20 protein-coding genes and 3 pseudogenes are annotated in these 25,756 nt (G+C 63.9%); 10 read left to right on the forward strand and 13 right to left on the reverse strand.

What is annotated here, in order from left to right; translation table 11 throughout:
* Positions 1-8 precede the first annotated feature (8 nt).
* From R5H32_RS00155 to R5H32_RS00165, 3 genes are all read left to right on the forward strand, one after another.
* Complete coding sequence (locus tag R5H32_RS00155) at positions 9-563, forward strand: thioredoxin family protein (RefSeq protein ID WP_318336671.1); 555 nt, start codon at positions 9-11, stop codon at positions 561-563.
* The gene (gene gph / locus R5H32_RS00160; RefSeq protein WP_318336672.1) at positions 560-1,222 is read left to right on the forward strand and encodes a phosphoglycolate phosphatase; all 663 of its coding nucleotides are present in this window, start codon (positions 560-562) and stop codon (positions 1,220-1,222) included. The genes R5H32_RS00155 and gph overlap by 4 nt, the downstream gene beginning before the upstream one ends.
* Positions 1,223-1,317: 95 nt before the next feature.
* Positions 1,318-2,181, forward strand: a complete 864-nt coding sequence (locus tag R5H32_RS00165) for an MBL fold metallo-hydrolase (RefSeq protein WP_318337318.1) — start codon at positions 1,318-1,320, stop codon at positions 2,179-2,181.
* Between the two features lie 13 nt (positions 2,182-2,194).
* On the opposite strand, the gene R5H32_RS00170 is transcribed toward R5H32_RS00165, so the two are convergent.
* Complete coding sequence (locus R5H32_RS00170) at positions 2,195-3,379, reverse strand: FAD-binding oxidoreductase (RefSeq protein ID WP_318336673.1); 1,185 nt, start codon at positions 3,377-3,379, stop codon at positions 2,195-2,197.
* Positions 3,380-3,601: 222 nt separating this feature from the next.
* On the opposite strand from R5H32_RS00170, the gene R5H32_RS00175 reads away from it, so the two are divergent.
* A complete protein-coding gene (locus R5H32_RS00175) occupies positions 3,602-4,369 on the forward strand; it encodes a LuxR family transcriptional regulator (protein WP_318336674.1) in 768 nt (255 codons plus the stop codon).
* Between the two features lie 1,002 nt (positions 4,370-5,371).
* Here the strand turns inward: R5H32_RS00175 and tsf are convergent.
* Together tsf and rpsB are read right to left on the reverse strand one after the other, a co-directional pair.
* Positions 5,372-6,280, reverse strand: a complete 909-nt coding sequence (gene tsf / locus R5H32_RS00180; protein ID WP_318336675.1) for a translation elongation factor Ts — start codon at positions 6,278-6,280, stop codon at positions 5,372-5,374.
* Between the two features lie 103 nt (positions 6,281-6,383).
* Complete coding sequence (gene rpsB, locus R5H32_RS00185; RefSeq protein ID WP_318336676.1) at positions 6,384-7,151, reverse strand: 30S ribosomal protein S2; 768 nt, start codon at positions 7,149-7,151, stop codon at positions 6,384-6,386.
* A gap of 615 nt (positions 7,152-7,766) precedes the next feature.
* Between rpsB and R5H32_RS00190 the strand changes: the two genes are divergently transcribed.
* From R5H32_RS00190 to R5H32_RS20955, 3 genes and pseudogenes are all read left to right on the forward strand, one after another.
* Entirely contained in the window at positions 7,767-8,102 is a 336-nt protein-coding gene (locus tag R5H32_RS00190) for a cupin domain-containing protein (RefSeq protein WP_318336677.1), read from the forward strand.
* A 95-nt stretch (positions 8,103-8,197) separates the two neighbouring features.
* Positions 8,198-8,481 (forward strand): annotated as a pseudogene (locus R5H32_RS00195) (transposase); the annotation flags it as partial.
* Positions 8,474-8,584, forward strand: a pseudogene (locus R5H32_RS20955) (integrase core domain-containing protein); the annotation flags it as partial. The pseudogenes R5H32_RS00195 and R5H32_RS20955, both read left to right, overlap by 8 nt.
* A 78-nt stretch (positions 8,585-8,662) precedes the next feature.
* Here the strand turns inward: R5H32_RS20955 and R5H32_RS00200 are convergent.
* A complete protein-coding gene (locus R5H32_RS00200; protein WP_318336678.1) occupies positions 8,663-10,171 on the reverse strand; it encodes a sulfotransferase in 1,509 nt (502 codons plus the stop codon).
* Complete coding sequence (locus R5H32_RS00205; RefSeq protein WP_318336679.1) at positions 10,168-10,371, reverse strand: hypothetical protein; 204 nt, start codon at positions 10,369-10,371, stop codon at positions 10,168-10,170. Before R5H32_RS00205 ends, R5H32_RS00200 begins: the two co-directional genes overlap by 4 nt.
* Positions 10,372-10,611: 240 nt before the next feature.
* Here R5H32_RS00205 and R5H32_RS00210 point away from each other — a divergent pair.
* Positions 10,612-11,136, forward strand: a pseudogene (locus tag R5H32_RS00210) (IS6 family transposase); the annotation flags it as partial.
* A 209-nt stretch (positions 11,137-11,345) separates the two neighbouring features.
* Complete coding sequence (locus R5H32_RS00215; protein WP_318336680.1) at positions 11,346-12,599, forward strand: arylsulfotransferase family protein; 1,254 nt, start codon at positions 11,346-11,348, stop codon at positions 12,597-12,599.
* 90 nt (positions 12,600-12,689) lie between these two features.
* Here the strand turns inward: R5H32_RS00215 and R5H32_RS00220 are convergent, their stop codons facing one another.
* The gene (locus tag R5H32_RS00220; protein ID WP_318336681.1) at positions 12,690-13,622 is read right to left on the reverse strand and encodes an IS5 family transposase; all 933 of its coding nucleotides are present in this window, start codon (positions 13,620-13,622) and stop codon (positions 12,690-12,692) included.
* Between the two features lie 137 nt (positions 13,623-13,759).
* Positions 13,760-14,632, reverse strand: coding sequence for an NAD(P)-dependent oxidoreductase (locus R5H32_RS00225; protein WP_318336682.1), 873 nt, complete (start codon positions 14,630-14,632; stop codon positions 13,760-13,762).
* Between the two features lie 135 nt (positions 14,633-14,767).
* On the opposite strand from R5H32_RS00225, the gene R5H32_RS00230 reads away from it, so the two are divergent.
* Positions 14,768-17,233 carry a penicillin acylase family protein gene (locus R5H32_RS00230; protein WP_318336683.1) on the forward strand — a complete coding sequence of 822 codons (2,466 nt, stop codon included), beginning with the start codon at positions 14,768-14,770 and terminating at the stop codon, positions 17,231-17,233.
* A 32-nt stretch (positions 17,234-17,265) separates the two neighbouring features.
* On the opposite strand, the gene hflX is transcribed toward R5H32_RS00230, so the two are convergent.
* From hflX to R5H32_RS00260, 6 genes are all read right to left on the reverse strand, one after another.
* A complete protein-coding gene (gene hflX, locus R5H32_RS00235) occupies positions 17,266-18,573 on the reverse strand; it encodes a GTPase HflX (RefSeq protein ID WP_318337319.1) in 1,308 nt (435 codons plus the stop codon).
* Positions 18,570-18,803, reverse strand: a complete 234-nt coding sequence (gene hfq, locus R5H32_RS00240) for an RNA chaperone Hfq (protein ID WP_105512925.1) — start codon at positions 18,801-18,803, stop codon at positions 18,570-18,572. The genes hflX and hfq overlap by 4 nt, the downstream gene beginning before the upstream one ends.
* A 143-nt stretch (positions 18,804-18,946) precedes the next feature.
* Positions 18,947-20,461: a TrkH family potassium uptake protein gene (locus tag R5H32_RS00245; protein ID WP_318336684.1), complete on the reverse strand. Its 1,515-nt coding sequence runs from the start codon at positions 20,459-20,461 to the stop codon at positions 18,947-18,949.
* 3 nt (positions 20,462-20,464) lie between these two features.
* On the reverse strand, positions 20,465-21,841 hold the full coding sequence (trkA, locus tag R5H32_RS00250; RefSeq protein ID WP_318336685.1) for a Trk system potassium transporter TrkA: 1,377 nt from the start codon (positions 21,839-21,841) through the stop codon (positions 20,465-20,467).
* Between the two features lie 145 nt (positions 21,842-21,986).
* On the reverse strand, positions 21,987-23,390 hold the full coding sequence (locus tag R5H32_RS00255) for a sigma-54 dependent transcriptional regulator (protein ID WP_318336686.1): 1,404 nt from the start codon (positions 23,388-23,390) through the stop codon (positions 21,987-21,989).
* Positions 23,387-25,660, reverse strand: a complete 2,274-nt coding sequence (locus tag R5H32_RS00260) for a PAS domain-containing sensor histidine kinase (protein WP_318336687.1) — start codon at positions 25,658-25,660, stop codon at positions 23,387-23,389. The genes R5H32_RS00255 and R5H32_RS00260 overlap by 4 nt, the downstream gene beginning before the upstream one ends.
* Between the last annotated feature and the right edge of the window lie 96 nt (positions 25,661-25,756).

Below are 25,756 nucleotides of genomic sequence, written 5' to 3' on the forward strand. Positions count from 1 at the left end.
AAAACGCCATGGCAGTATCTCCGCCCGTCTGTGAGTTTGGCTGGAAAGCGGTGGATTTCACGCTGCCCGGCACGGATGGCCGCGATTGGTCATTGGGAGAGATCGCGGGCCCGAAGGGCACCCTGATCATGTTCATCTGCAACCACTGCCCCTACGTGCAGTCGGTGATCGACCGCATCGTCCGAGATGCGAAGGCGCTGCAGGATCTCGGGATCGGCGTCGCCGCGATCTCTTCGAATGACGCTCTGGCCTATCCGCAGGACGGCTTCGACGTCATGAAGTCCGAGGCCACGCGCCACGCTTTCACCTTCCCCTATCTCTTCGATGAAAGTCAAGCCGTTGCAGAGGCTTACGGCGCGACCTGCACACCGGACTTCTTTGGCTTCAACGCCGGACTGGAGCTTCAGTATCGCGGCCGCCTCGACGCGTCTGGCCGTCAGGCCGCGGCGCCCGACGCCAAGCGCGAGCTCTACGAGGCGATGCGGATGGTCGCGGAAACCGGCAAGGGACCAGAGCACCAGGTCGCCTCGATGGGCTGCTCCATAAAGTGGAAGGCAGCGTGAGCCCTGCCCCGGCGCTGATCTTCGATCTCGACGGCTCGCTGATCGACAGCTTGCCCGACCTCGCGGCTGCGGTGAACCGGATGCTCGCGACCGAGGGTCGGCAACCGATGGCGCCTGACCAGGTCCGCTCCTTCGTCGGCGACGGCGCCAAGATACTCGTGGCCCGCGTCATGGCCGAACGCGGAATCGACATGGCCCGACACGATGCGCTGGCCGGGCGGCTGGTGGCCGACTACACCGAACGCTCCGCCGAGCTCACGACGGTCTATCCCCATGTCCACGAGACGCTCGAAACGCTGAGATCCGACGGGCACCGACTCGGGATCTGCACCAACAAGCCCGCCGCGGCGACGGCCTCGGTTCTTGACGCGCTAGGGCTCGCGCCGTTCTTCGACTGCGTCATCGCCGGCGATACCCTGGCCGAGCGAAAGCCGCACCCTGCCCCGCTCCGCGCCGCCAGCGCCGCGCTTGGTGTCCACGGTCTCTTCATCGGCGACAGCGAGGTCGATGCGCGCACGGCCGAAGCCGCTGGCCTGCCGTTTCTGCTTTTCTCCGCCGGCTATCTTCGCGTGCCGCGCTCCGAGATCCATTTCACCGGCGTCTTCGACGATTTCCGCGACCTGCCCCAACTCGTCGCTCGGGTCCGCGCGCTGACGTGACCGTCAGCATTCGGGTTAACACATTCATTACTTGATATGTGTTTGCCACCGACCATATCCTGTAGAGACGATCCCGGAGGCAGACGATGACGCTCGTGAAACCTGACGTGACCGCGTTTTTCGACGAGGCAACCAACACTGTGAGCTATGTCGTTGTCGATCCCGGCAGCATGGCCGCCGCGGTCGTGGATTCGGTTCTCGATTTCGACTATGCCTCGGGCCGCACCGGCACGAACTCGGCCGATCGCGTGATCGAGCATATCCGTGCGAAGGGCCTGCGGGTCGAATGGATCCTCGAGACCCATGTCCACGCGGATCACCTCTCGGCCGCACCCTACATCCAGGAACGTCTCGGCGGCCGGATCGGCATCGGTGCGAATATCACGGTTGTCCAGAACACCTTCGGCAAGGTCTTCAACGAGGGCACCGAGTTCCAGCGTGACGGCAGCCAGTTCGACCGGCTGTTTCGCGATGGTGACCGGTTCGGGATCGGCGCGCTCGAGTGTCGGGTGCTGCACACGCCCGGACATACGCCCGCCTGTCTGACCTATGTGATCGGCGATGCGGCCTTCGTCGGCGACGCGCTCTTCATGCCGGATTTCGGCACCGCGCGCTGCGATTTCCCCGGCGGCTCGGCCGGAATGCTCTACGACTCGATCCAGAAGATCCTCGCCCTGCCGGACGCGACGCGGATATTCGTCGGCCATGACTACAAGGCCCCCGGCCGCGACGACTACGCCTGGGAGACGACGGTCGGCGAGGAGAAGGCGCGCAACGTCCATATCGGCGGGTCGCGATCGGCCGAGGAATTCGTTGCCCTGCGAGAAGCCCGCGACAGGACGCTCGACATGCCGAAACTGATCATCCCGTCCCTGCAGGTGAACATGCGGGCGGGCCGGATGCCGCCGCCCGACGAGGATGGCGGCACCTATCTCAAGGTTCCTGTCGACAAGCTTTGAACCGGCGGGCGCGTCAGACGACGGCACGTTCGAGGAAAGGCCGGTTCTCCAGCACGCGTTCCGGCCCGAGCGGCGAGAGGTCGAGCGTCTCGTAGCGCCCCGTAAGGATCAGTTCCGCCATGCCGCGTCCCACCGCGGGCGCCTGCTGCAGGCCATGCCCGGAAAAGCCGGTCGCGACATGGAAATTCTCGATCCCCGGCCAGCGCCCCAGGATCGCGTTCTGGTCCAGCCGATTGTAGTCGTAGTGACCGACCCAGAACCGCATCACCTTAACCGCGTCGAAACCCTCGCTCCGGTTGTAGAGCCGCGGCCAGATCAGGTCCTCGAACTGGGCGTGATCGGGCTCCCAGTCCGCCTCGTCGCAGGGTCCATCGTCGAACGGCACCGTCGCGGTGATCCAGGCCCCATGTTCGGGGCGCAGGTAGATCCCGGTGTGGTCGATGATCAGCGGCGCGTCGGCGTGCCGGGCGTTCGGCGCGTCGACGACGAAGACCGTGCGCTTGCGCGGCTCGACGGGAAGCGCAATGCCCGCCATCGCGCAGATCTCGGTCGAGCCGGTGCCGGCCGCGCAGAGAAAGGCGTCGGCGGTGACCCTGCCCCCGGCTTCGAGCATTGCGGCCGAGACGCGCCCGCCCGCTCGCTCCAGGCCCAAGACCCGGTCATGAACGAAGACCGCGCCGCGCGCCCTGGCGCCCGCCCGGAACCCGTTCAACATTCCCATGTTGTCGAACCAGCCCTCGTCACGCGCGCCGATACTGCCCGCAACCACGTCGTCGAGCTGCATCCACGGATAGCGCCGCGCGAGCTCCGCCCGGCCGAGCACCTCGGTCGCGGCACCGAGCCCGCGCTGCATCTCGGCCAGTTCCTCGAGAACGGCGGCGCCCGATTCGGTTCCGGTCAGGAACAGGTAGCCGTTCTCCTTCAGGCCGAGCGAGGGAACCCCACCCTCCGGGCCGATCCGCGCGCCGAAGTCGCGGATGAACGCGGCACCGAAGCGCGAGATCATGACGTTCACGGGATTCGAGAACTGCTGGCGCACCGAGGCCACCGACAGCGCCGTCGCGGCGCGGGCGTAGGTCGGGTCCTTCTCGACCACCAAGACCCTCAGATCGGGCGCCATGCCGAGCAACCACCAGGCCGTCGCGGCGCCGGTCACCGCGCCACCGACGATCACAACGTCCCAATGTCCATCCGTCATTGCAGGCTCCGCTCAGGTTGTATGCCGCATTAGGTATCACGAACAGTTGAAATGGAAAGTGGCTCCTCTCGACAGTGCTCAGGCGGCATGCCACAAATTGAGCGGGGATAGTGTCATGGCTTCGTTGATTCAATTGGCCCTACGCACGGTTGTCCGTGATCATGCTGCCGCGCCGCGCGCAGGCGGCTGCGGCCGCGGTCAGACCTCCGCACGGAGGTGTGGATGAAGCCGCCCTCCCCGCTCATCCCGCATCTCGAACGTGTCATCGAAGCCGAAACCATCGAGGAGATCTGGTCGCTTCACCTCGCCAAGATGGCGGAATACGGATTCGACCGCCTGCTCTACGGGTTCACCCGGTTCCGGACGTCGACATCCTTCGGCAATGCCGACGACCTCCTCGTCCTGTCGAACCACGAGCAGCGGTATCTCGACCTGTTCGTGAAGTCCGGCCTGTTCAATGACGCGCCGATGGTGAAATGGGCTGCCGCGAGCGAGGGCGCCTGTTCCTGGCGGCTGATCGAAGAGGTGGCCGCGAGCCGAGAACTCACCGATATCGAGAAACGGATCATCGACCTGAACTTCCGCTACAATATCCGGGCCGGCTACTCGATCAGCTTCCGGGACGTCTCCGTACGCGCGAAGGGCGCCATCGGTCTTTGCGCGAGGCCCGGCTTGCGGCAGTTCGAGGTCGACGCCATGTGGGAGGAGTTCGGGTCGGAGATCGCGGTGATCAACAACATCACGCACCTCCGGATCACGGCGATGCCCTTCGCTTCGTCGCGACGCGCGCTGACGCCGCGCCAGCGCGAGGCGCTGGAATGGGTTGGCGACGGCAAGACCATGCAGGACATTGCAACCATCATGGGGCTGACGCCGGCCACGGTCGAGAAGCACCTCCGCCTGGCGCGCGAGGCGCTGGACGTCGAGACGACGGCCCAGGCGGTCCTGAAAGCCTCGTTCCAGAATCAGATCTTCATGCTTCCGGAGTAATCCGGCGCCACATTGTTTCGAGGGGCGGGACAATTTTCGGTTTGGAGCCGGAAGGTCCTCTATATCTGCGACGACCGCTCAAGACTCCGTTACAATTCAGGCGGGTATGGATTCCCATACTTTCGTTACGCATGGTAAACCTGCAATATACTAATCGTTCCGTGAGTGGTGGCATTGGCCAGGAACTGCTCCCTCGGACCATCCCGCAGTTTGCGGGGGAATGAGGGGCCCGGGAAACCGGAAGTTGGGCCTGCCGGATGCTTTCTCATCTGGCAGGTTCGACACGAAGACGCGCCCTGTCCTCATCCCCAACAGGTGCTGGCGCGGCTATAGGGTGGTGCGTCTCGTGGCGAGGCGCACCACCCGCCCTATAAACCCCCGCTTTTTCGGTCGGTCCGCTGCCGGAACCAAAACATCCTTGAATCTGGTTGATATGAATCAGCCAAGGCTGCGGAGAAATGGGCAACGTGGGGGTGTTCCGCAAGTGGTGGCATTGGCCAGGAACAGCTCCCGGGACCAACCCGCATTTGCGGGGGAAACGGGGGTGCCGGGAAACCGGACGCGGACCAGTTGGTCGTTTTCATGGGCTGGCTGGTCCGTCATTAAAGCGCGCCCTGTCCCAATCCCCAACAGGCGTCGGCGCGTCTCAGGGCGGCGTCTCCATCGATCGGAGGCGCCGCCCTTCCGGTTCTGTCTTCACTCCGCTTCGCCGCAACGAGAGTTTTTCGCTCTTCCGTTGATCTGCATCAGCCGGGACCGCAGCAGATCAGGCATCGTGACGACGTTCAGTGAGTGGTGCCTTGGTAGGGCCTGCCCGGGAAATCGCCAGACATTCCGGATAATGGCTCAAACCCCGGAAATCCGGGTCCCGGGTCCGGGGGGGGGCGTTACGCACCCTCCGGACCCAGCCATGCCGATCATCGGCCGACTGCTGGCACTCCCCGAAAAGAAAAAGGGCCGGGTGCACCCCGGCCCTTCGTCGATGGTGATCCTGACGAGGTGTCAGGCGCCTCGGGTCTTGGCGACCTCGGCGGCGAAATCTTCCTTTTCCTTCTCGATGCCTTCACCCACGGCGACGCGGGCAAAGCCGGTGATCTCGACGCCGGCATCCTTGGCGGCCTGTTCGACCGTCACGTCCGGGTTGATCACGAACTGCTGGCCAAGCAGCGTGTTTTCAGAAAGGAACTTCTTCATCCGGCCCGGAATGATGTTGTTGTGGATCACCTGATCGGGCTTCGGCTTCGCCGACGCGGCGTTCTCCTCCAGCGCCTTCTGGGTCTGGACCTGAAGCTCACGCTCGACGACTGCCGGATCGAGAGCCGCCTCGTTCAGAGCGAGCGGCGAGGTCGCGGCGATATGCATCGCGAACTGTTTGCCGATCGCCTCTGCCTTGTCCTTCGGGCCTTTCAGCGCGACGAGGACGCCGATCTTGCCCATGCTTTCGGCCGCGGCCGAGTGGACGTAGGAATAGACCGTGTCGCCTTCGAGAACGTGCATCCGGCGCAGCGTCATGTTCTCGCCGATGCGAGCAATCGCGTCGGTCAGGACGTCTTCCACCGGCTTGCCGTTCAGATGCGTGGCCTTCAGGACCTCCAGCGTCTCGCCGGTCTGGAGCGCGATGTTGGTGATCTCGCGGACCATGTCCTGGAAGTCGGCGTTCTTGGCGACGAAGTCGGTTTCCGAGTTGATCTCGACGGCGACGCCGCGACCGTCCTTGACGGCAACGCCGATCAGGCCCTCGGCGGCGACGCGGTCGGCCTTCTTGGCGGCCTTGGCCAGGCCCTTGGTGCGCAGCCAGTCGACGGCGGCTTCCATGTCGCCATTCGTCTCGGTCAGCGCCTTCTTGGCGTCCATCATGCCCGCGCCGGTCGACTCGCGCAGCTCTTTCACCATTTGTGCGGTGATCGCCATGTCGGCTCTCCTTCGAAGATTTCTCAATAGGTCAGGCGGGGAGTACCCCCGCCCGATGAAGGTAGGATGACAGGGCGCTCGGACACGCCCCACCGGGTTCCGGTCAGGCCTCTTCGGCGACCGCTTCCTCGGTCGGCGCCTCGTCGAGCGCGCCGATGTCGATGCCGGCGGCGCCCATCTGGGCCGACATGCCGTCCAGCGCGGCGCGGCTGACGAGATCGCAGTAGAGCGCGATCGCGCGGGCGGCGTCGTCGTTGCCGGGGATGACGTAGTCAACGCCCTTGGGCGAGCAGTTGGTGTCGACGACGGCGACGACCGGGATCCCGAGCTTCTGCGCTTCGAGGATGGCGAGGTCTTCCTTGTTCACGTCGATCACGAACAGCAGGTCGGGAACGCCGCCCATCTCGCGGATGCCGCCGAGCGAGGCCTGGAGTTTCGCCTGCTCGCGCTCCATGCCCAGACGCTCTTTCTTGGTCAGGCCCTCGGCGCCCGAACCCAGAACCTCGTCGATCTGCTTGAGGCGCGCGATCGACTGGGAGACGGTCTTCCAGTTGGTCAGCGTGCCGCCGAGCCAGCGGTGGTTCATGTAGTACTGCGCGCACTTTTCCGCGGCATCGGCGATCGGCTTGGCGGCCTGACGCTTGGTGCCGACGAAGAGGATGCGGCCGCCCTTGGCCACCGTCTCGCGGATGACGTTGAGCGCGGCGTCGAGCATCGGCACCGTCTGCGTCAGGTCGATGATGTGGATGCCGTTGCGGTCGCCGTAGATGTATTCCGACATCCGCGGGTTCCAGCGCTGGGTCTGGTGGCCGTAGTGAACGCCAGCTTCCAAAAGCTGACGCATGGAGAAATCGGGGAGCGCCATGTCCATTTCCTTTCCGGTTTGCGCCTCGGCGAAGCATGAGGTCCCGGATCAAGTCCGGGACAACCGGCGGACCTTTCGGGGATGTCTCCCCCGAGGGCCCAAGCCTCGCCTGTGAAGTGGCGCGCGTATAGGACGATTTGCTCCGCCGCGCAAGCCCCTTGCCTCGGAGATGCGGGCCGGGCGCGGTCCGAGAACGTGCAGCCGATCGGCGGCATGAGCATGCGCGTCCGGTCGAGCATCTCGTCGACGGCCGCGGGCGTCCCGATCCAGTCCGGCATGAAACCGCCGTCCGTCGTGCGCGCAACGATTCCCCTGTAGCACAGGAGGTGATCCCGGTTATGGGCGAGGGCACAGCACTCGGGAAGGCGCGACAAGTGCAGGTCGCGATTTATCCGTCGGAGCGAGCCGTTGATCCCCGCCTCCGTCTTCATAAAGGGCTCCGTTACCGCCACGCCGGGACAGAGGGCTTCGATGGGCCGAAGCGCGGGCGCTTTCCGGAAAGTCTCGGGCGGAAACCCACGGCAAGTCGGCATGGGCGTTTCTGTCGCTTGATACGATAGGGACTCTTGGCTTCACTGTGCTAGTAGTCCGGCCGATGCCGACGATCGAAGGATCCGACCGATGCCCCTTGCCGATTTCATGCGCCGATTTCCCGCCGTCGACATTCCGTTCCCCGAGGCGGTGGTCACGACGAACGTATTACGCTCGGATGACGGGCTCGCGGTCTTCTTCACGTTCCACCGCGACCTCAACCTGCCGCCGCATTCCCACAAGGGCCAGTGGGGCATCGTTCTGAAAGGCCGCGTGACCCTCACAATCGAAGGCGAGACAAGAGATTGCGGGCCGGGCGAGAGCTACGCGATCCCTTCAGGGGCGATTCACTCCGCGCGCATCGAGGCGGGGACGGTGGTGCTTGACGTGTTTGAGGAGCCGGACCGCTATCCGTTGAAGACGTGAGGCGGCGCTGGCAGACGAATTCGAAGTAGTCTCTCCAAGGACAGGATGGTTGTCCCTTGTCCCGCGCGGGGGACGCGCCACTCGGCAAAAGCGGCGACGCGGTTCGGCAGGTCGGCGTGACGCAGCAGACATGCTATCGGTGGCGCCGTGAATACGGTGGCATGAGCCGGGATCAACCGAAGCGGTTTAAGGAGCTGGAGCAGGAGAATGCGCGTTTGCGGCGTGCGCTGTCGGATCTGACGCTGGACAAGATGATCCTGAGCGAGGCGGCACGAGAAAACTTCTGAGCCCTTCGCGCCGCCGCAAGTGCATCGACCATGTGCGGCAGACGCTCGGCGTATCCGAGCGCCACGCCTGCCGTACACTCGGGCAGCACCGGTAGGGAAGCGCAAATCCTGATCGAGCGATGGCGGCGCCAATACAACACCGTCAGGCCGCACAGCTCGCTCGGCGACCGACCGCCCGCGCCAGAAAGCTTCGTCCCAATGGACCAGAGGCCGAGACCTATCACCTACGAAACCGCCCTGCCCCACTCAACGGAATTCCCTCTGAAAAGACCCTTACAAATACTGCGCAGAAGCCCTGATGCCCGCGCTCTGACGTTTCGCAACAGCTTCCATCCCCCGATAAAGAGTTTCCGCCTCATCGTACAGTTCCTGGTCAAACAGCCCCGGCACAGCTTGATCGGGCTCGGAACGAAAATAGCGGGAAAACTGCAAAGTGGATTGGTGCAGACCCAAAGCCATGCACAAGTCCTCCATGGTCCGCTGTGGTGACGAGCGAAGATCATCCTGAAGCACGAATATGCAGGTCTCTTGATAGTTTAGAATTTCGCGAAAAGCATGAATCCAATACTGCAGCCAATAATTTCCCGAAGATCGATCGTAGCCGTTCGATTCAACGCCTGGAAACAGAATAGGTTTATGAAGCTGTCCGAATTCAAAGTGACCAATATCACGCATGTATCGACGAATGAATGCGTCCTGGTCATGCAATTTACTGAAGTTTTGATGCTGTCGCAGTAGCGAAGCCGCATGGGCACCTGGCTGCCTTATCGGGACGACAATCTGGCTATTGGGGAAGGCGGATTTCAAGAACGGGATGCGCGCGATGTTGGCATTGTTCTTTGAGCAATATCGTGCATTTTGAAAAGAGGAAACTTCGCCCCGATATACCCGCGCATTGATTATCTTGATCATGTGGTGAAAGAGAAATTGCTCACTCTTATTTTCTCTATCTGTCTCATCCCAGCACTTGATACCAGCCTCCCCATACTTGTCCGGCCAGCACAATTGCCAAACGACTTCTTCGAAAGCTTCGGGGCTGTCGAGGTCAATTTCGAGACCGTCGCCATGGGCGCGCTCCCGGCGTTCGACAGTTCTGCTACTGCCTCCTGCGAGTAGGTTCCAAAGCCGGGGTGCGGTGAGGAAGGGCATGTCACGATAAGTATGCGTGGCTATACTTGGCATATCATAAATTGCATTTAAGACAGCGGTTGTGCCGGCTCTGGCTAACGACGTGATGAAAATGGGTCGAAATGAAGCCTGCTCCGCAGTTATCGGCATAAGTGCATCCTCTAGCCGGGATGCTGATTTCAGAACCTTCGGGTGGGAGAACGCGATCATGTGGATCAAGCGGTCCGCAGTCGAGTAGCGGTTCGCCGCGGCGTCTTCTTTTACGGATGGGCTTTGTCGGCGTCTAATAAACTCGGACAGTAGAACGCCCAGTATCGATAAGCCGAGAATGTACTCCCATTGCAGCATGAAGTTGATCACATCCACGCTGGAGGCGAGCCCGACGAGTTCTGCGACGAAAATCGGAACGGCAGCTGCGGCGAGAGTCAGACCGAAACGCCAGAAAATACTGAATGCGGACTTGATCAGGCCGAAGCCTGCGCGTCGGACAGCAGCTTCTTTCCCAAGGTCATCGAGCTCCCGGTCAAGCATCGCCGAGACACCAGCCGCGGCCAGATTCAATGCTTCTCTTGCAACGCCGACGATTGCCAAGCCCTTGAGGGCGAAAGCAAAGGCTCCAACCGCAAGTAGCGAAACTACGGCGTCGACGATCACTCCGACTTGTCTTTCGCCTTACTGCCGCCTGTTTCTCTCTTCAACAGTCGTTTGAGCGGGTACCAGACAAGCCCGATCAGAAGAAGAAGGAAACCGAATGCGACGGCTATGGTCACGGCGATGGCGCCAAGACCCGCGCCGGGGCCAATGTAGGCAAGAGCTGAGTTTGGCGTTAGTGCCGCCAGCGACAAACCAAGCATTGTGTTTATTAAAGCATGGCTTGACGTCATCCGAATTCTCATTATTCAAATCCTTTCGGACAAGTGACAAATAAAATGCGATCCTAGTCCGCCGCCACGATTGCAGGTATTACAATCCCAGCATCAGTCCGAAGGACTTAGGCGCTTGCGTACTTTGTGACAGTATCAAATTTGCACCGCACCAGAAAAGACTCATTTTCGGGCGCGCGTGGGAATCCCGGAGAGAGGTGGCTCGGCTGCCCGATGTTCGCCGCCAAGATCGAGCGCAGGGGTGTCGATCGCATGTGCGCATTCTCGACCTGGCGCTGGCATCTGGACGAGGTGTTCGTGAAGGTCAACGGGAAGCGGTGTTTCCTCTGGCGCGCCGTGGATCACGAGGGCGAAGTTCTGGAGGCGGTCGTCACCAAACGCCGGGACAAGCGCGCCGCTATGAAATTTCTGAAGAAATCAATTAAGCGCTTTGGCCTGCCGCGGGAGATCGTCACGGACCTGCTCCGCTCGTATCGCGCCGCTCTCAAGGACCTCGGAGCCGCCGATCTCCAGACAACAGGACGCTGGCTCGACAGCCGAGCGGAGAACGCGCACTCACCATTCCGACGACGGGAGCGGGCGATGCTGCGGTTCAGGCGGATGCGAAGTTTGCAGATGTTCGCCGCCGTTCAGGCCACCGTCTACAACCTCTTCAACAGGGAACGCAACGTCTCCTCCAGACGCAATTTCAAGCTCAACCGCACTGCCGCTCTTGAAGTGTGGCGACAGCTCTGAGCGGCCTAAATCCGACGTCGCGGCTGGTTCGGAAACTGGTTAGAATCTGTCGACAACGACATTTAAAGGAATACAAGAGAATGGCGCTTATTGTTTCCGAATGTCTGCCAATTCTTCCTTGCGAAGCGCCCGAGGTCGCATGCTACAACCATACGCACTATCGTTCGAGTCGGCGGTGCTGCCCGTTGTCGTCTCATGGAATGTAGAAGATGAGCGCGAAAACCGTTTCGATCTTGTCGGGCCTGTTTCTTTCGCTTCTGGCCGCGTTCTGTGTCGGTATGTGGTCGACGCATAAGGACTGGTGGCCATGGCAGAAAACCGATGAATTCAGGTCTGCGGTCCGATCCTTTCGGGCCACCGGTCGCATCCTGCCACCCTATACATTCTTTCGCCGCCGCCCCGACGCGGCGAACGAGCGCCATGTCGTTCATGATGAGGCTGCCATCGCTTCGGGCTATTGGTTAATCAACCGTTTTGACGCGGATCGTGTGAGATACTTTGTCGATCTTCTGGACCCGTCTGGAGAAGTCGTTCTTTCGGTTCCGATCGACTATTCACTTGTGTTCGACAGTGGCAACCCGGGTGAATTCGTGCATGCGGTAGCCATGCTTCCCGATGGTTCGGTGATTGCAAGCTGGGACACCGCTATGGGAATGGCACGCTTCGACCCTTGCGGTCGCGTGATCTGGTCCCGCATCGATCAAGTCTACCACCATTCGTTCACGGCAGGGCATGAAGGTTATTGGACGTGGCAGGCGTCACGCTGGGATGGCGGGCAAGACCAAAAGATGGTCAGATTTAACCCCGAAACTGGCGACATCCTTGAATCTATCGACCTTATTGACGACGTCATCGGTATTTCCGCGTCCAATTCGCTTGCGCTCAGAATGCCGGAGAATTTCTCATTCGACCGAGATATGGGCGAGAACGAAAAGGCTGACCTGTTCCATCCGAACGATATCGAGGAGCTTTTGCCAACTATGGCCGCAGCCTTCCCGCAGTTCGCGCCTGGGGATCTCTTGGTCAGCATGCGCAACATCGACATGTTGGCAGTGATCGACCGCCGGACGGGGGAGGTCAAATGGGTAGCCTATGGTCCCTGGAACGACCAGCATGACCCCGACTTCAATATTGACGGTACGATCACAGTCTTTTCAAACAATATGGACAGGTTCCGGTCAAACATCATTCGCCTCGATCCCCGAACCGGACGTACCGAGGATGCGCTTCTGGGCACGGGTCTGGATTTTTTTAGCTTCATAATGGGAGCCCATCAGATTTTGCCGAACGGCAACTGGATGATCACCTCTTCAATGCAGGGGCGGGTGATGGAGGTGACACCGGAGGGCCGGATCGTCCGCGAATACAATAACCTGATTGACGAAACCCATAATGCACTGGTGCCTTTTGCAGAATTCTTGCCGTTCGACTATCTGACGTCAGTTCCGACCTGCGCAAAGTAATACCATGACGGAGTGACCAAGATGAGTGGCTCTGATGGCGTTGTTGCGCAACTCACGCCTGAGGCATGATGGCCCCTTTCCCGATCAGCGTCAGGTCACGCGAATGATGTCGGCCGTTCCGAGGGCCGAGTAGCGGTTCATCAGTGCGATGCGGAGCTGGATTTCGGCGCTCTGGCGGTCGGGGTCTCTTGCCGCGATGCGTTCACCGAAGGCCTTGAGGCACCGCATCTTCGCCTCGATCCGGCTTCGGACATGGTATCCCGTCCATCGCTTCCAGAACGCCCTGCCGTAGTGTTGGGTGGCGCGCAGGGTTTCATTTCGGGCGATCGCGGCCGGGCAGTCCTCTTTCCGGAGCCGACCGTTCTTGCGGTTCGGGATGATCGCAGTGGCTTGCCGGTCGATGATGGCAGTGTGGCAGCGGCGCGTGTCATAGGCGCCATCGGCGGTCACGTTGCCGATGTCTTCGCCCTCGGGGATCTGATCGAGCAGGTCCGGCAAGACCGGACTGTCGCCATCGCCACTCGAGGTGAACTCCACCGCCCGGATGTCCGAAGTGGCGGTGTCCACGGCCAGATGCACCTTGCGCCATTGGTGTCGGCCCTGAAAACCGTGCTTTCTGGCCTGCCATTCGCCATCGCCGCGGAACTTGATCCCGGTGCTGTCCACCAGCAGGTTCAGGGGGCCATCGGCACGCCGATACGGGATCTGGACGGCCCGTGCCTTCTGACGTCGGTAAAGGGTGGTGCAATCCGGCCCTGCCCGGTCGAGGGTCGCCATCTTGAGCAAGCTGGCCACCCTCCCGGTCGTTTGCCGGAGCGGCCGCTTGAACAGGACCTTGACGGTCAGACAGAGCTGGATCGCCGCATCCGAGAACACGGCAGGGCGACCGGGGCCGCCGTCATGCGGTGCGCGCCAGGTCATGTCCTTGTCCAACCTGATCGGAAGCGACCCGCGCTTGCGAAGCGAAGCGGTGTAGCTGGACCAGTTCGTGGCGCGGTAGCAGGCGGGCGTCGGTTTGCTCATGCGGCTCGTCCAACCGCATGGATTCACGCTGTGATTACTCCAAGGTCAGAACTGTGCGGCAACACCGTCCTGATAAACTCCGGGGGAATCCCCGCGCAAGCGGGGATGGGGGCACCGCCCCCTTCCGCCGCCGCCGGTCAGTCCAGCTTTCTGAGCCGGGCGATCAGGCTCGACGTGTCCCAGCGGCCGCCACCCATCTTCTGCACGTCCTTGTAGAACTGGTCGACGAGTGCCGTGACCGGCAGGCTCGCGCCGTTCTCGTCCGCGGTCGCGAGGCAGATGCCGAGGTCCTTGCGCATCCAGTCGACCGCGAAACCGTAGTCGAACTTCCCCTCGGCCATGGTCTTGTGGCGGTTCACCATCTGCCACGACCCGGCCGCGCCTTGGCTGATCACCTCGACGAGGCCTTCGATGTCCAGCCCGGCCTTCTCAGCGAAGTGGAGCCCCTCCGAAAGGCCCTGGACGAGGCCGGCGATGCAGATCTGGTTGGCCATCTTGGCGAGTTGCCCCGCGCCGGTGTCGCCAAGACGGCGGCAGATCCGGGCGTAGGCGGCGATGACCGGCTCGGCGCGGGCATAATCCGCCTCCGCGCCGCCGCACATCACCGAAAGGACGCCGTTCTCGGCCCCCGCCTGGCCACCCGAGACCGGTGCGTCGACATAGCCGATCCCGAGCTCGGCGGCGCTGGCCGCCAGTTCGCGGGTCACGGCGGCCGAGACCGTCGTGTGGTCGACGAAGATCGCGCCCTTCGCCATTCCCGCGAAGGCGCCGCCCTCGCCAGTGCAGATCATGCGCAGGTCGTCGTCATTGCCGACACAGGCCATCACGAAATCGGCGCCGCTGGCCGCTTCCGCCGGCGTCGGGGCCGCGGCGCCGCCATGTTTGGCAACCCAGGCGGCGGCCTTCGCGGGCGTGCGGTTGTAGACCGTGACCTCATGCCCCTTGGCCGCGAGGTGACCGGCCATCGGAAAGCCCATCACGCCCAAGCCGAGAAATGCCAACCTCGCCATCACATCCTCCCAAGATCATTGCGGTTCAGCCCGTTCTGCCCTAGTTAACCGCCCTGCCCGTGCCGTCAACCGGTCCCATGGGGCGGCGCCGGCATCGGGCGCGCCGTCTTGTGACCTGATCCGAGCCCGACCTTCATGGCAACCGTGTTTCGCTGGCTTCTGCGTATCTTCACCGCGCTGGTCGTTCTGGCCGCGACAGGATTGGGACTGAGCTATTATTTCGCGTCGCGATCGCTTCCCGACTATGACGAGGACTTCCGCGTCGCCGGTGTGACCGCCCCGGTCGAGATCGTGCGCGACACCGCCAACGTGCCGCATGCTTTCGGCGCTAGCGATCCCGACGTCTTCTTCGCGCTCGGCTTCGTCCACGCGCAGGACCGGCTGTGGCAGATGACGATGATGCGCCGCACCGCGCAAGGCCGGCTCGCGGAGATCTTCGGGACCGCGAGCGTCAAGACCGACGAACTGATGCGTCGGCTCGATCTCTACGGCCTCGCGGTTCAGTCTGTCGCGGCGCAGGACGAGGCGACGAAGGCGTCGCTCGAGGCCTATGCCAAGGGCGTCAACGCCTGGATCGGTATCATCAATGCCGAGGCGAAGGGCCGCGGCGCGCCTGAGTTCTTCCTCTTCTCGAACGAGATCCCCTACTGGCAGCCGGCCGATTCCATCGCGATCCTGAAGCTGATGGCGATGCGCGCGAGCGGGCAGATCGAATCCGAGGTCCTGACGGCGCGACTGTCGCTCCTGTCGCAGGACTGGGTGCGCGACCTGATGCCCGACGTTCCCGGCAAGGGCGTGGCCGCGTTGCCGCCCTACGCGAGCCTGATGCCGGGCGTTGAGCGTTCCTTCGCCGCGCTCGAGCCGGAACAGGACATTCTATCCCCCGTCGCCCGTTTGCCGTTCGCCGGCGCCTCCAATGCCTGGGCCGCCGCGCCGAACCGCTCGGCCGCCGGCGGCTCGCTTTTGGCCAATGACCCGCATCTCGATCTCAGCGCGCCGTCGCTCTGGTACCTCGCGCGCCTGGAGCTCGAGACCGGCGGGGTCATCGGCGGAACGATTCCGGGCATTCCCGCCGTCCTCACCGGGCGCAATGCCGGGCTCGGCTGGGGGATCAGCACCGCCTGGCTCGACGATCAGGACATCCGGATGGAGGAGCTCAACCCCGCCGATCCAGAACGCTACCGGACCGCGGACGGCTGGAAGCCCTTCGTCAATCGCCGGTCCATCATCGAGGTCAAGGACGCACCGCCGATTACCGTGACGCTCCGGTGGAGCGACAATGGCCCGATCATTCCCGGTTCCCACTTCGACCTCGCTTCCGTCACCCCGCCCGGCCATGTCGCGGCGTTGAGCTGGACCGCGCTCGATCCGGCAGACAAGTCGATGACCTCGGCAATGAAACTGATGCACGCCCAAACGGTCGAGGACGGTATCGAGGCGGGCAAGGATTTTGTCGCGCCGGCGCAAAACGTGGTCATGGCGGATGCCGAAGGGATCGGCATGGTGATGTTCGGCGCGATGCCCGAGCGCCCAGCCGCGATGCAGGGTCAGGGCCGCCTGCCCGCGCTCGGCTGGAAACCGGAGAACCGCTGGACCGGACGGATGGCCTATTCGGCCAATCCGCGCTTCCTCGACCCCGAGGGCGGCATCGTCGGAAACACCAACAACAAGACCGTCGACCGTCCCTTCCCGAACCATGTCACCTTTCGATGGGGCGATACCCAGCGGGTTCAGCGCTGGACACGCCTGATGCAGGAACGCGAGGTCCACAGCCGCGAGAGCTTCATTGCCGCCCAGCTCGACACCGTGTCACCGGTCGCCCGCACATTGCTGCCGCTGATCGCGGCCGACCTCTGGTTCACCGGCGAGGCCGCGCCCACCGGTACGCAGGAACGACTGCGGCAAACCGCGCTCGAAGTGCTGGCCGAATGGGACGGCGACATGAACGAACACCTGCCCGAACCGCTGATCTACGCGGCCTGGGTCAACGCGCTGCAAAACCGGCTGATCCGCGACGAGCTCGGGCCGCTGGCCGAGTCCTTCACCCATGTCGAGCCGCTGTTCATCGAACGCGTCTACCGCGACATTGACGGCGCCTCGCGCTGGTGCGACGTGATGCAGTCCGCACCGCTCGAGACCTGTGCCGATATTGCGAGTCTCGCGCTCGACGACGCGGTTCTTGAACTGTCGGAACTTTACGGGTCGAACGTCGAGAGCTGGCGCTGGGGCGACGCCCACCAGGCGGCGCAGGATCATCCGGTGCTGGGCCGCACGCCGTTCCTCAAATGGGTCGTCAACATCCGCCAGTCGAAGAGCGGCGGAGACCACACGCTCGATCGCGGGCTCACCGCCGGCAGCGGCGACGAGCCGTTTCTCAACGTGAACGGCGCTGGCTACCGCGGGGTCTACGATTTTGCCGATCCCGACAGTTCGGTCTTCATCATCTCGACCGGGCAGTCGGGCCATCCTCTCAGCCGGCACTACGACGATCTGAGCGTGCTGTGGCGCCGTGGCGAATATGTGCCGATGTCGCTCGACCCCGAACTCGCGCGCGCCGCGGCGACCGGGATCATGGTCCTTACACCGGCCGGTACGCCGTAGCCGCCCAGGCCGCTGCGCCGGACCTGGCGGCTTCAGCCGGATTGGCCGTTCGTGTCCCGGAGCGCCTCGAACGCCGCCTTCTGCCGCGCGCTCCAGCGCACGGTGACGTGGTGACCGTCCTCGCCGTCGGCCTCTGTCACGACGACGCCCTCACGGTGGAGCCAGGCCCGCGCGCGGCCGGAGGTGAAGGGCAGGACCAGCTCGGCCTCGTGCCGCTCGTCATCGAGCGCAGTGGTGATCGCGTCGAGCAATGCCGCCAGCCCCTCTCCGGTCAGCGCCGAGACGGCATGGACCTCGGGCCGGCGGGCGTCCTGGACCAGGAGCGCCTCTCGCAGCGGCGGGGCCAGCATGTCGATCTTGTTCCAGACCTCGAACATCGGCACGTCTTCCGAAACCCCTAGGCTTTCAAGGATCTCGCCGACATCGGCCGCCTGCTCCTCGGTCTCGGGATGGGCGATGTCACGCACATGCAGGATCAGGTCGGCCTCCAGCACCTCCTCCAGCGTCGCGCGAAACGCCGCGACGAGCTGCGGCGGCAGGTCCGAGATGAAACCCACGGTGTCCGACAGGATCACCTTCTTGCCCGACGGCAGCTCGACACCGCGCATCGTCGGGTCAAGCGTGGCAAAAAGCATGTCCTTGGCCAGGACCTCCGCACCGGTCATGCGGTTGAAGAGCGTCGACTTGCCGGCGTTGGTGTAGCCGACGAGCGCCACGATCGGGAAGGGCACCTTGCGCCGTGCCGCGCGGTGCAACTCGCGCGTCTTCACCACCTTTTCGAGCTGCCGGCGGATCTTCACGACCTCTTCGTCGATCGCACGCCGGTCGGCCTCGATCTGGGTCTCGCCGGGTCCGCCGACGAAGCCGAGCCCGCCACGCTGGCGTTCGAGATGGGTCCAGGCGCGCACCAGCCGCGTGCGCTGGTAGCTCAGCGCCGCGAGCTCGACCTGCAGCACGCCCTCGCGGGTCCGCGCCCGGTCGGCGAAGATCTCGAGGATCAGGCCGGTCCGGTCGAGGAGCTTGACCTTCCACTCCTTCTCGAGGTTGCGCTGCTGGACCGGGCTCACGGGGCCGTCGACCAGCACGAGATCGATACCGGCCTCGGCAAAGCGAAGGCCCAGTTCCTCGATCTTGCCGGAGCCGAACAGCATTCCGGGATGCACCTTGCCCAGGCGCGCGACGTCCGCACCGACGACGGCGATGTCGGGCAGCGCCGCGGCCAGCGCCACCGCCTCGGCGAGCGCATGTTCCGGCAAGCGGCGCTTCCGCGCCGTTTTCAGATCTGGATGAAGGACGTAGGCCCGTGTCGGGCGGTCCTTGACGGTCTTGGGATCGATCAGTCTTCGCCCTCGTAAAGCGAGATCGGCTGGCCCGGCATGATGGTCGAGATCGCATGCTTGTAGACAAGCTGCGACTGGCCATCGCGGCGAAGCAATACGCAGAAGTTATCGAACCAGGTAATCACTCCCTGCAGCTTCACCCCGTTGATCAGGAAGATCGTGACCGGAACCTTCGCCTTGCGGACATGGTTAAGAAAGGCATCTTGTAAATTTTGCTTGTCGGCAGCCATGCTTATTGTCGCCTTGTTGTTTTCTTCGCGAGTCGCTTCCGCCCCTCGGCGCTGCACCGGGGGCTTGAGGGGAGTATGCTTAAGATTTCGGGAGTTTCCACCGAAAAAATAATGTTGTTTGGGTGTTCACGATCGCCCGGACGTCAGCCGCGCCAGAAGTCGGGGTTGAGCAGCGCGATGATCGCCAGCGTCTCGAGCCGCCCCAGCACCATCGCCGCCGCCGCCACCGCGCGCGCGGCCGCGTCAAGCTCGGCCCAGCGGAGCGCGAACTCGCCCGCGACCGACGCCAGCGGTCCGGTGGTCGAGAGCGCGGCCACCGCGAAGGTGGTCGAGGCCTGGAAATCGAGCCCGGTCAGCGACAGGGCCAGCATCGTGACAGCGATCGACAGCGCGAAGAGCATGAAGAAAATCCAGGCCATCTGCGCGCCCTGACGGCGCAGCTTGCGGGCCTGTACCCCGGCGCCGCCGATCGAGCTTGGGTGCACCAGCCGCTCGATCTCGCGCTCGCCGTGCCGGTAGAGCGCATAGACCCGCAGGAGCTTCACGCCGCCCGCCGTCGTGGCGACGCCGCCGCCGATCACGGAGAGGCCGACGAGTATGAGGCCCGGAGTCGCCAGTCCGGACCAGATTCGCGCCTCGGCCCAGTCGCCGGATTCGAACCCAGTCGTGGTCATGAATGACAGGACTGTAAAGATGCCGCCCCAGAGCGCGCGCAGCGCGGCGACGGTGTCGGCCACCTCGTCGACTTCGAGCGCGCCGACCCAGTGCCGCAGGAACAGGAGCGCCGGCACCGCCGTCAGCAGGAGCAGCGCCATGCGCAGCTCGGGATCCTCGATCAGACCGCTTGCATTACGCATGGTGCGACCCGACGGATAGAACCTCCTCGAAAGTCCGAAGACGAGGAACGGGAAAATCACGATCTCGCCCGTCACCCCCGATCCCGTTCCCCCCAATCCTCCGACCGGCGAGATACCCGAGGTCGCGAGGGTGGACATTGCATGGCACACCGCGACGAACGCGGTGTCGCCCGCCAGGATCAGGCCAATCCAGAGCACGAGCGTCGATCCGCCGTAGACGGGAAAGAGCGTGAGCGTGTAGCGCACCAGCCGCTCGGACGCCGTCGCGCCGCGCGCGACCTGCCCGCCCGAGACCGCGCCCTGCCCGGCTGTCGCGCCGGTCAGCACCTCGAACCCGCCGAGGTTCATCGGTGCGAGGATCGCCACCGCCGTCACGAGGACGAAGAATCCGCCCATCCAGCCGACGAGCGCGCGCCACAGGTGCACCGTTGGTGGCAGGCTTTCGGGATAGAAGAGCGTCGCTCCGGTCGTGGTGAGCGACGAGACCATCTCCCACCAGGCGTCGTAGAGGCTGACGGACGGAACCGACTCTGCCATGGGCACGGCGAGCATCACCGGGAGCACCGTGAAGGTCCCTAGCAGCGTGAGCAGCTGGCCGCGTGCAGGCTGCGAAGGGCGGTTCGCGGCGGTCGCGATCCCGAGCACCGCCGCCAGCAACAGGAACAGCGTGCCGGAATAGAGAAAGTCGCGCGAAACCGGATAGTTGCGTGTGACGAAACCGTGGATGGCCGGCACATACATCGCGAGTGCTCCGATCCCGATCAGGATCACCATGAAGGGAAGATCGAGGATCCGGCGCATGACTCAGAAGAAGTCGATCGAGACCTGAAGCAGGCGCTCGACCTCGGGGACGTCGCCCGCCATGCAGAAGAGCGCGACGACGTCGCCCTCCTCGATCCGAGTGTCGCCCGTGGGCTTCACCACCTTGTCGCCCTTCATCAGCGCGCCGACGAGGACGCCTTCGGGGAACTCGACCTCGCGCACCGGCCGTCCGGCGATCGGCGAGGTCGAAAGCACCTGCGCCTCGATCACCTCGGCCTCGGCATCGCCGATCGAGTAGATCGACCGTACCCGGCCGTGGCGGATATGGCGCAGGATCGACGACACGGTGGTGGCGCGCGGGTTGATATAGGCGTCGATGTCGAGCGCGCCCATCAAAGGCACCAGCGTCGGATCGTTGATCAGCGCGATCGCCATCTTGCAGCCGGCCTGCTTGGCGCGGACCGCGGCGAGGATGTTGGTCTTGTCGTCGTCGGTCACCGCGAGAACCGCGTCGGCGCGGTCGATATTGGCCTCGGCCAGAAGCTCCATGTTCATGCCGTCGCCATTCAGCACGATCGTGCGTTCGAGCGCGTCGGCGGCGCGTTCGGCGCTTTCTCGGTTCTTCTCGATCATCTTGGCGCGGATCCGGTCGGTGCGCGCCTCGAGCGCCCTGGCCACCGCGAGGCCGACATTGCCGCCACCGATGATCACCACCCGCTCCTGCTTTTTCGTCGCCTTGCCGAAGATGTCGAGCGTGCGGTTGACGTCTTCGACGTGGGAAAAGACGTAGATCTGGTCGCTGGCATAAAGCTGGTCGTCGGGCTCGGGCGCGAAGAGCCTACCGTCGCGGCGGATGCCGACGACGATGGCGCGCAGCGTCGAGAAGAGGTCGGTGAGCTGGCGCAGGGGTGTATTCAGCACTGGGCATTCGGGATCGAGCGCCACACCGAGAAGCTGCGCCTTGCCGTTCATGAAGCTCTCGGTGTCGAAGGTCGAGGGCGCGGCGAGGCGCTGCAGCGCGGCCTCGGCCACCTCGCGTTCGGGGCTGATCACCACGTCGATCGGCAGATGGTCGCGGCGGTAGAGGTCGGAATAGATCGCGTCCATGTAGGACTGGGCCCGGAGCCGCGCGATCTTGCGGGTGATGCCGAAGACCGAATGCGCGACCTGACAGGTGACCATGTTCACCTCGTCCGAATAGGTCGCGGCGATGATCATGTCGGCATCGCGCGCACCCGCGCGCTCGAGCACGTCCGGATACGAGGCGAAACCCACCACGCCCTGCACGTCGAGCGCCTCGGTCGCGCGGCGAACCAGATCGGCGTTCATATCGACGACGGTGACGTCGTTCCTCTCTCCCGAGAGATGGCGCGCGATCTGCCAGCCGACCTGACCCGCGCCGCAGATGATGACCTTCATGCCCGCTCTCCCGTCCGAGGCCGCCGCTCTTGATAGGCGCGCTCCCGCGGGCGGTCAACGGCGCAGGAACGCGCCGCTTGCAGCAGATCAGGGCTGTTGCGCTGCCACCCTGCCGGGAACGTGCAAGTGCCGCACGATGCCGCGCTCAGACATCCTCCTCCTCGAACTGGGCGACGCGCGCGCCGGTCTTCGAATTCGTCACGACGCCAAGCGACTTCAGCTTGCGGTGCAGTGCCGACCGCTCCATGCCGACGAAGGTCGCGGTGCGGCTGATATTGCCGCCGAAGCGGTTGATCTGGGTCAGAAGGTATTCCCGCTCGAAAAGCTCGCGCGCCTCGCGCAAAGGCAGCGTCGCAAGCCCGCCGGACAGGAGGATCCGCCCGTCTTCGCCGCCCGCCTCGTTCTGGCTCGGCAATTCGCGCGCGTCGATCGGCCCGTTCGCCTCGCCGAGGATCAGCACCCGCTCGATCACGTTGCGAAGTTGGCGGATATTGCCCGGCCAGGCCATCGTCTGCATCAGGGCATCCGCCTCCTCGCTCAGGTCCCGAAGCGGCAGGCCCTGGCTCTTGTTGAAGGTCTCGACGAAGTGGCGCGCAAGCTCCGGAATGTCCTCGCGCCGCTCCTCGAGCGTCGGCACCGCGATCGGCACCACGTTCAGACGGTCATAAAGCTCCTGGCGGAACCGGCCCGCGGCGATCTCGTTCTGGAGATTTCGGGTCGTCGAAGAGATCACCCGAAGATCGACGCGCACCTTGTCCCCGCCGCCGACGCGGGTGAACTGCTGCTCGGTCAGGACGCGGAGGATCTTCGACTGAGTGCCGAGCGGCATGTCCGCCACTTCGTCGAAGTAGACGACTCCGCCATGCGCCTGCTCCAGAAGCCCCTTCTCCACGCCGCGTTCCGGCGTTTCCCGGCCGAACAGGACTTCCTCCATCCGCTCTGGCTCGATCGAGGCGGAGGAGACGGTGACGAAAGGCCCGCTCGCCCGGTTCGACTGGACATGGATGTAGCGCGCCGCGACCTCCTTGCCGGATCCCGGCTGTCCGGTCAGCATCACCCGTCCATTCGACTTTGTGACTTTCTCGAGCTGCGCCTTCAGCACCCGGAACGCAGGCGAGGTGCCGATCATTTCGGACGAGCTGACGTCGCGACGCCGCAGCGAGGCGTTCTCGCGCCTGAGCCGCGAGGTTTCCATCGCACGGCTGATGACCACGGTGAGCTGGTCGATGTTGAAGGGCTTCTCGATGAAGTCGTAGGCGCCCTGCTTGATCGCAGCGACCGCGATCTCGATATTTCCGTGACCCGAGATGATGATGATCGGGACGTCGGGATTGTCGCGTTTTACGGTCTTGAGAATGTCGATCCCGTCCATCCGGCTGTCCTTGAGCCAGATGTCGAGAATCATGAGCGCGGGCGGTTCGTTGTTGATCTCGGCCATGCATTCGTCCGAGTTGGCCGCGAGCCGCGTCGTAAAGCCCTCGTCCTTCAGGATATCCGAGATCAGTTCCCGAATGTCGCGTTCGTCATCGACGATCAGAATGTCGTTCACTGTCCACCTCCGGCGGCTTCCATCGCCTTCTCCTTCTGTGTCCGGCCGGATCGTGCGCGCGGCAGGCGAATCTCGGCCAATGCGCCATATCGGGCGCCGTCCTGGAACGGGTCGGCATCGCTCAGCGTCAGCGTGCCGCCGTGTTCCTCGATGATTTTCTTGACGATCGGCAGTCCGAGCCCGGTGCCCTTCTCGCGGGTTGTCACATAGGGTTCGAACAGCCGTGCACGGTCCTCGGGCAACCCGATCCCGTTGTCGGCGATGCGGATCGTGACGAGATCCTCGCTCGCCTCCATGCTCACTCGCACCTCCGGCGCATAACCGTCTTCTGCGCCAGTTTCCATATAGCTTTCAATCGCCTCTCCGGCGTTCTTGATGAGGTTGGTAACCGCCTGCGAAATCATTGTCGCATCGAGTTCGACCACCACGGGTTCATCCGGCAGATCAGCCACCAGTTTCGCCCCGTGCAGCGCCCCCTCCTGGAGCGTGACCGCATCGCGCATCAGCTTCGAAAGATCGTGATCGCGCCGGTCGGGTTCCGGCATGCGGGCGAACTTCGAGAATTCATCGACAATCCGCCTCAGGTCGCCGGTCTGGCGGACGATCACATCGGTCATCTGGCCGAGCGCCTCGGCCTGGTCGCCGACAAGGCTGGTGAACTTGCGCTTGATCCGCTCCGCCGAAAGCTGGATCGGGGTCAGCGGGTTCTTGATCTCGTGTGCGATGCGACGTGCGACGTCGCCCCAGGCGGCCATGCGCTGCGCCGATACGAGATCGGTCACGTCATCGAAGGCGACCACATAGCCCTCGAGCCGGCCATCGGCATTGCGCCGGATCGCCATCCGCACGAGCAGGCTTTCGAGCCGCCCGCTTCGGCTGACCTTGATCTCCTCCTGTGCCACCTCGCCGATCCCGTCGCGCAGCCGGTCGAAGAGGGCCGCGAACTCGGGCACCGCGTCGGCGAGCGCACGGTCATGGTCGCCCGCCTCGTCGAGCTGAAGCAACCGGGTGGCCGCGCGGTTGAGGAAGTCCACCCGGCCCTCGGCATCAAGGCCGATGACGCCCGAGGTGACGGAGGACAGGACCGAATCGAAAAGCCGCCGCCGCCGCTCGGTGATGCGGTGGCTGTCGATCAGCGCCTGGCGCTGGGTGTTGAGCTGCCGGGTCATCTGATTGAAGACGCGGCCGAGCATGGCGATCTCGTCGTCGCCCTCTTCCTCGACCACCTGAACCTCGAGATCGCCGGCACCGACGCGCTGCGCAGCGCTCGCGAGCCGCCCGACCGGGCGCGACAGCCGTTCGGCGAACCAGAGCCCCATCCAGATCGCCGCGAGCACGAGGATCAGCGCAAAGCCGATATAGACCAGACCGAATTCGAACACGACCCGGCCGCGCGAGGCTTCGAGCTGCTTGTACAGGTCCACGGTCGCGCGGGTCTCATCGAGCAGGCTGAGAATCTGCCCCTTCACGTCTCGGCTGACGTAAAGGAACCGGTCCGCGAAGGCGGGCAGCGCGATCAGCGCGCGAAACTCGTTGTTCGACCAGTCCTCGATCAGCACCGTCTCGCCGCCACGCGCGCGGTCGATCTGATCCGCGCTCGGTTTTTCGAAATCGAAGAGATAGCTGCGTTCGCCGCGCGCCCGGAGTTCGCCGACGCCATCGATGACATAGGCCTCGCGCAGACCGCGCTGGATCTGGGTCTGGCCCTGGGTCAGAAGCTGGCGCAGGTCGCTGTCGGAGAGCAGGAAGGTCTCGCGGCGGGCGGCGTTGAGATATCCGCCAAGTGCCTCGGCATCGGCGATCAGGTCGCGCCGGTGTTCCTCCTGGTAGGCCTCGGCCGCGGACAGCGACGTGCCCACCACGCCGCGGACGCGATCCGAGAACCAGCCTTCGAGGCCGATATTGACGGTCAGCCCGGCAAAGACCGCTACGAGGATCGTGGGCACCAGCGCGATGCCCGCGAAAACCCCGGTCAGCCGCAGATGCAACCGCGAACCGGCCGATTTTGCCCGCCGCGCAGCGATCATCCGCGCGAGTCGCGCAAGCACCATGCCGCCGAGCGCGAGGAAATAGACGAGGTCGGCGAGCAGGATCAGCCGCAGGGCGTTCGACTCGGCGCCCTGACCGAAGGGGCCTAGACCGATGAACGTGGCCAGAGCCAGCAGCGGGCCGAGAATGACGAGCCCGAGCGTCACGTAATTCTGGAAACGCCGCTGCTTGCGCAGGCGCGTAAGCCTGTCCGTCGAAAAACTGCGCGCTAAGCCCTGCACGAGCTTGCCCCTGAATATTGGGTCGCTTCCGCGACCATCGCCAACATGTTGTGGTCCTTGCGCCGCTTGCCACCGGCGGGCCACGTTGTGTTGCTG

The sequence above is a fragment of the Defluviimonas sp. D31 genome (assembly GCF_033436765.1).
GTDB lineage: Bacteria > Pseudomonadota > Alphaproteobacteria > Rhodobacterales > Rhodobacteraceae > Albidovulum.

Excerpts from the sequence above, each read along its gene's own strand:
- R5H32_RS00155 (WP_318336671.1), top strand. The coding sequence starts at position 9 with ATGGCAGTATCTCCGCCCGTCTGTGAGTTTGGCTGGAAAGCGGTGGAT.
- R5H32_RS00170 (WP_318336673.1), bottom strand. The coding sequence starts at position 3,379 with ATGACGGATGGACATTGGGACGTTGTGATCGTCGGTGGCGCGGTGACC.
- R5H32_RS00175 (WP_318336674.1), top strand. The coding sequence starts at position 3,602 with ATGAAGCCGCCCTCCCCGCTCATCCCGCATCTCGAACGTGTCATCGAA.
- tsf (WP_318336675.1), bottom strand. The coding sequence starts at position 6,280 with ATGGCGATCACCGCACAAATGGTGAAAGAGCTGCGCGAGTCGACCGGC.
- rpsB (WP_318336676.1), bottom strand. The coding sequence starts at position 7,151 with ATGGACATGGCGCTCCCCGATTTCTCCATGCGTCAGCTTTTGGAAGCT.
- R5H32_RS00190 (WP_318336677.1), top strand. The coding sequence starts at position 7,767 with ATGCCCCTTGCCGATTTCATGCGCCGATTTCCCGCCGTCGACATTCCG.
- R5H32_RS00205 (WP_318336679.1), bottom strand. The coding sequence starts at position 10,371 with ATGCTTGGTTTGTCGCTGGCGGCACTAACGCCAAACTCAGCTCTTGCC.
- R5H32_RS00215 (WP_318336680.1), top strand. The coding sequence starts at position 11,346 with ATGAGCGCGAAAACCGTTTCGATCTTGTCGGGCCTGTTTCTTTCGCTT.
- R5H32_RS00220 (WP_318336681.1), bottom strand. The coding sequence starts at position 13,622 with ATGAGCAAACCGACGCCCGCCTGCTACCGCGCCACGAACTGGTCCAGC.
- R5H32_RS00225 (WP_318336682.1), bottom strand. The coding sequence starts at position 14,632 with ATGGCGAGGTTGGCATTTCTCGGCTTGGGCGTGATGGGCTTTCCGATG.
- R5H32_RS00230 (WP_318336683.1), top strand. The coding sequence starts at position 14,768 with ATGGCAACCGTGTTTCGCTGGCTTCTGCGTATCTTCACCGCGCTGGTC.
- hfq (WP_105512925.1), bottom strand. The coding sequence starts at position 18,803 with ATGGCTGCCGACAAGCAAAATTTACAAGATGCCTTTCTTAACCATGTC.
- R5H32_RS00245 (WP_318336684.1), bottom strand. The coding sequence starts at position 20,461 with ATGCGCCGGATCCTCGATCTTCCCTTCATGGTGATCCTGATCGGGATC.
- trkA (WP_318336685.1), bottom strand. The coding sequence starts at position 21,841 with ATGAAGGTCATCATCTGCGGCGCGGGTCAGGTCGGCTGGCAGATCGCG.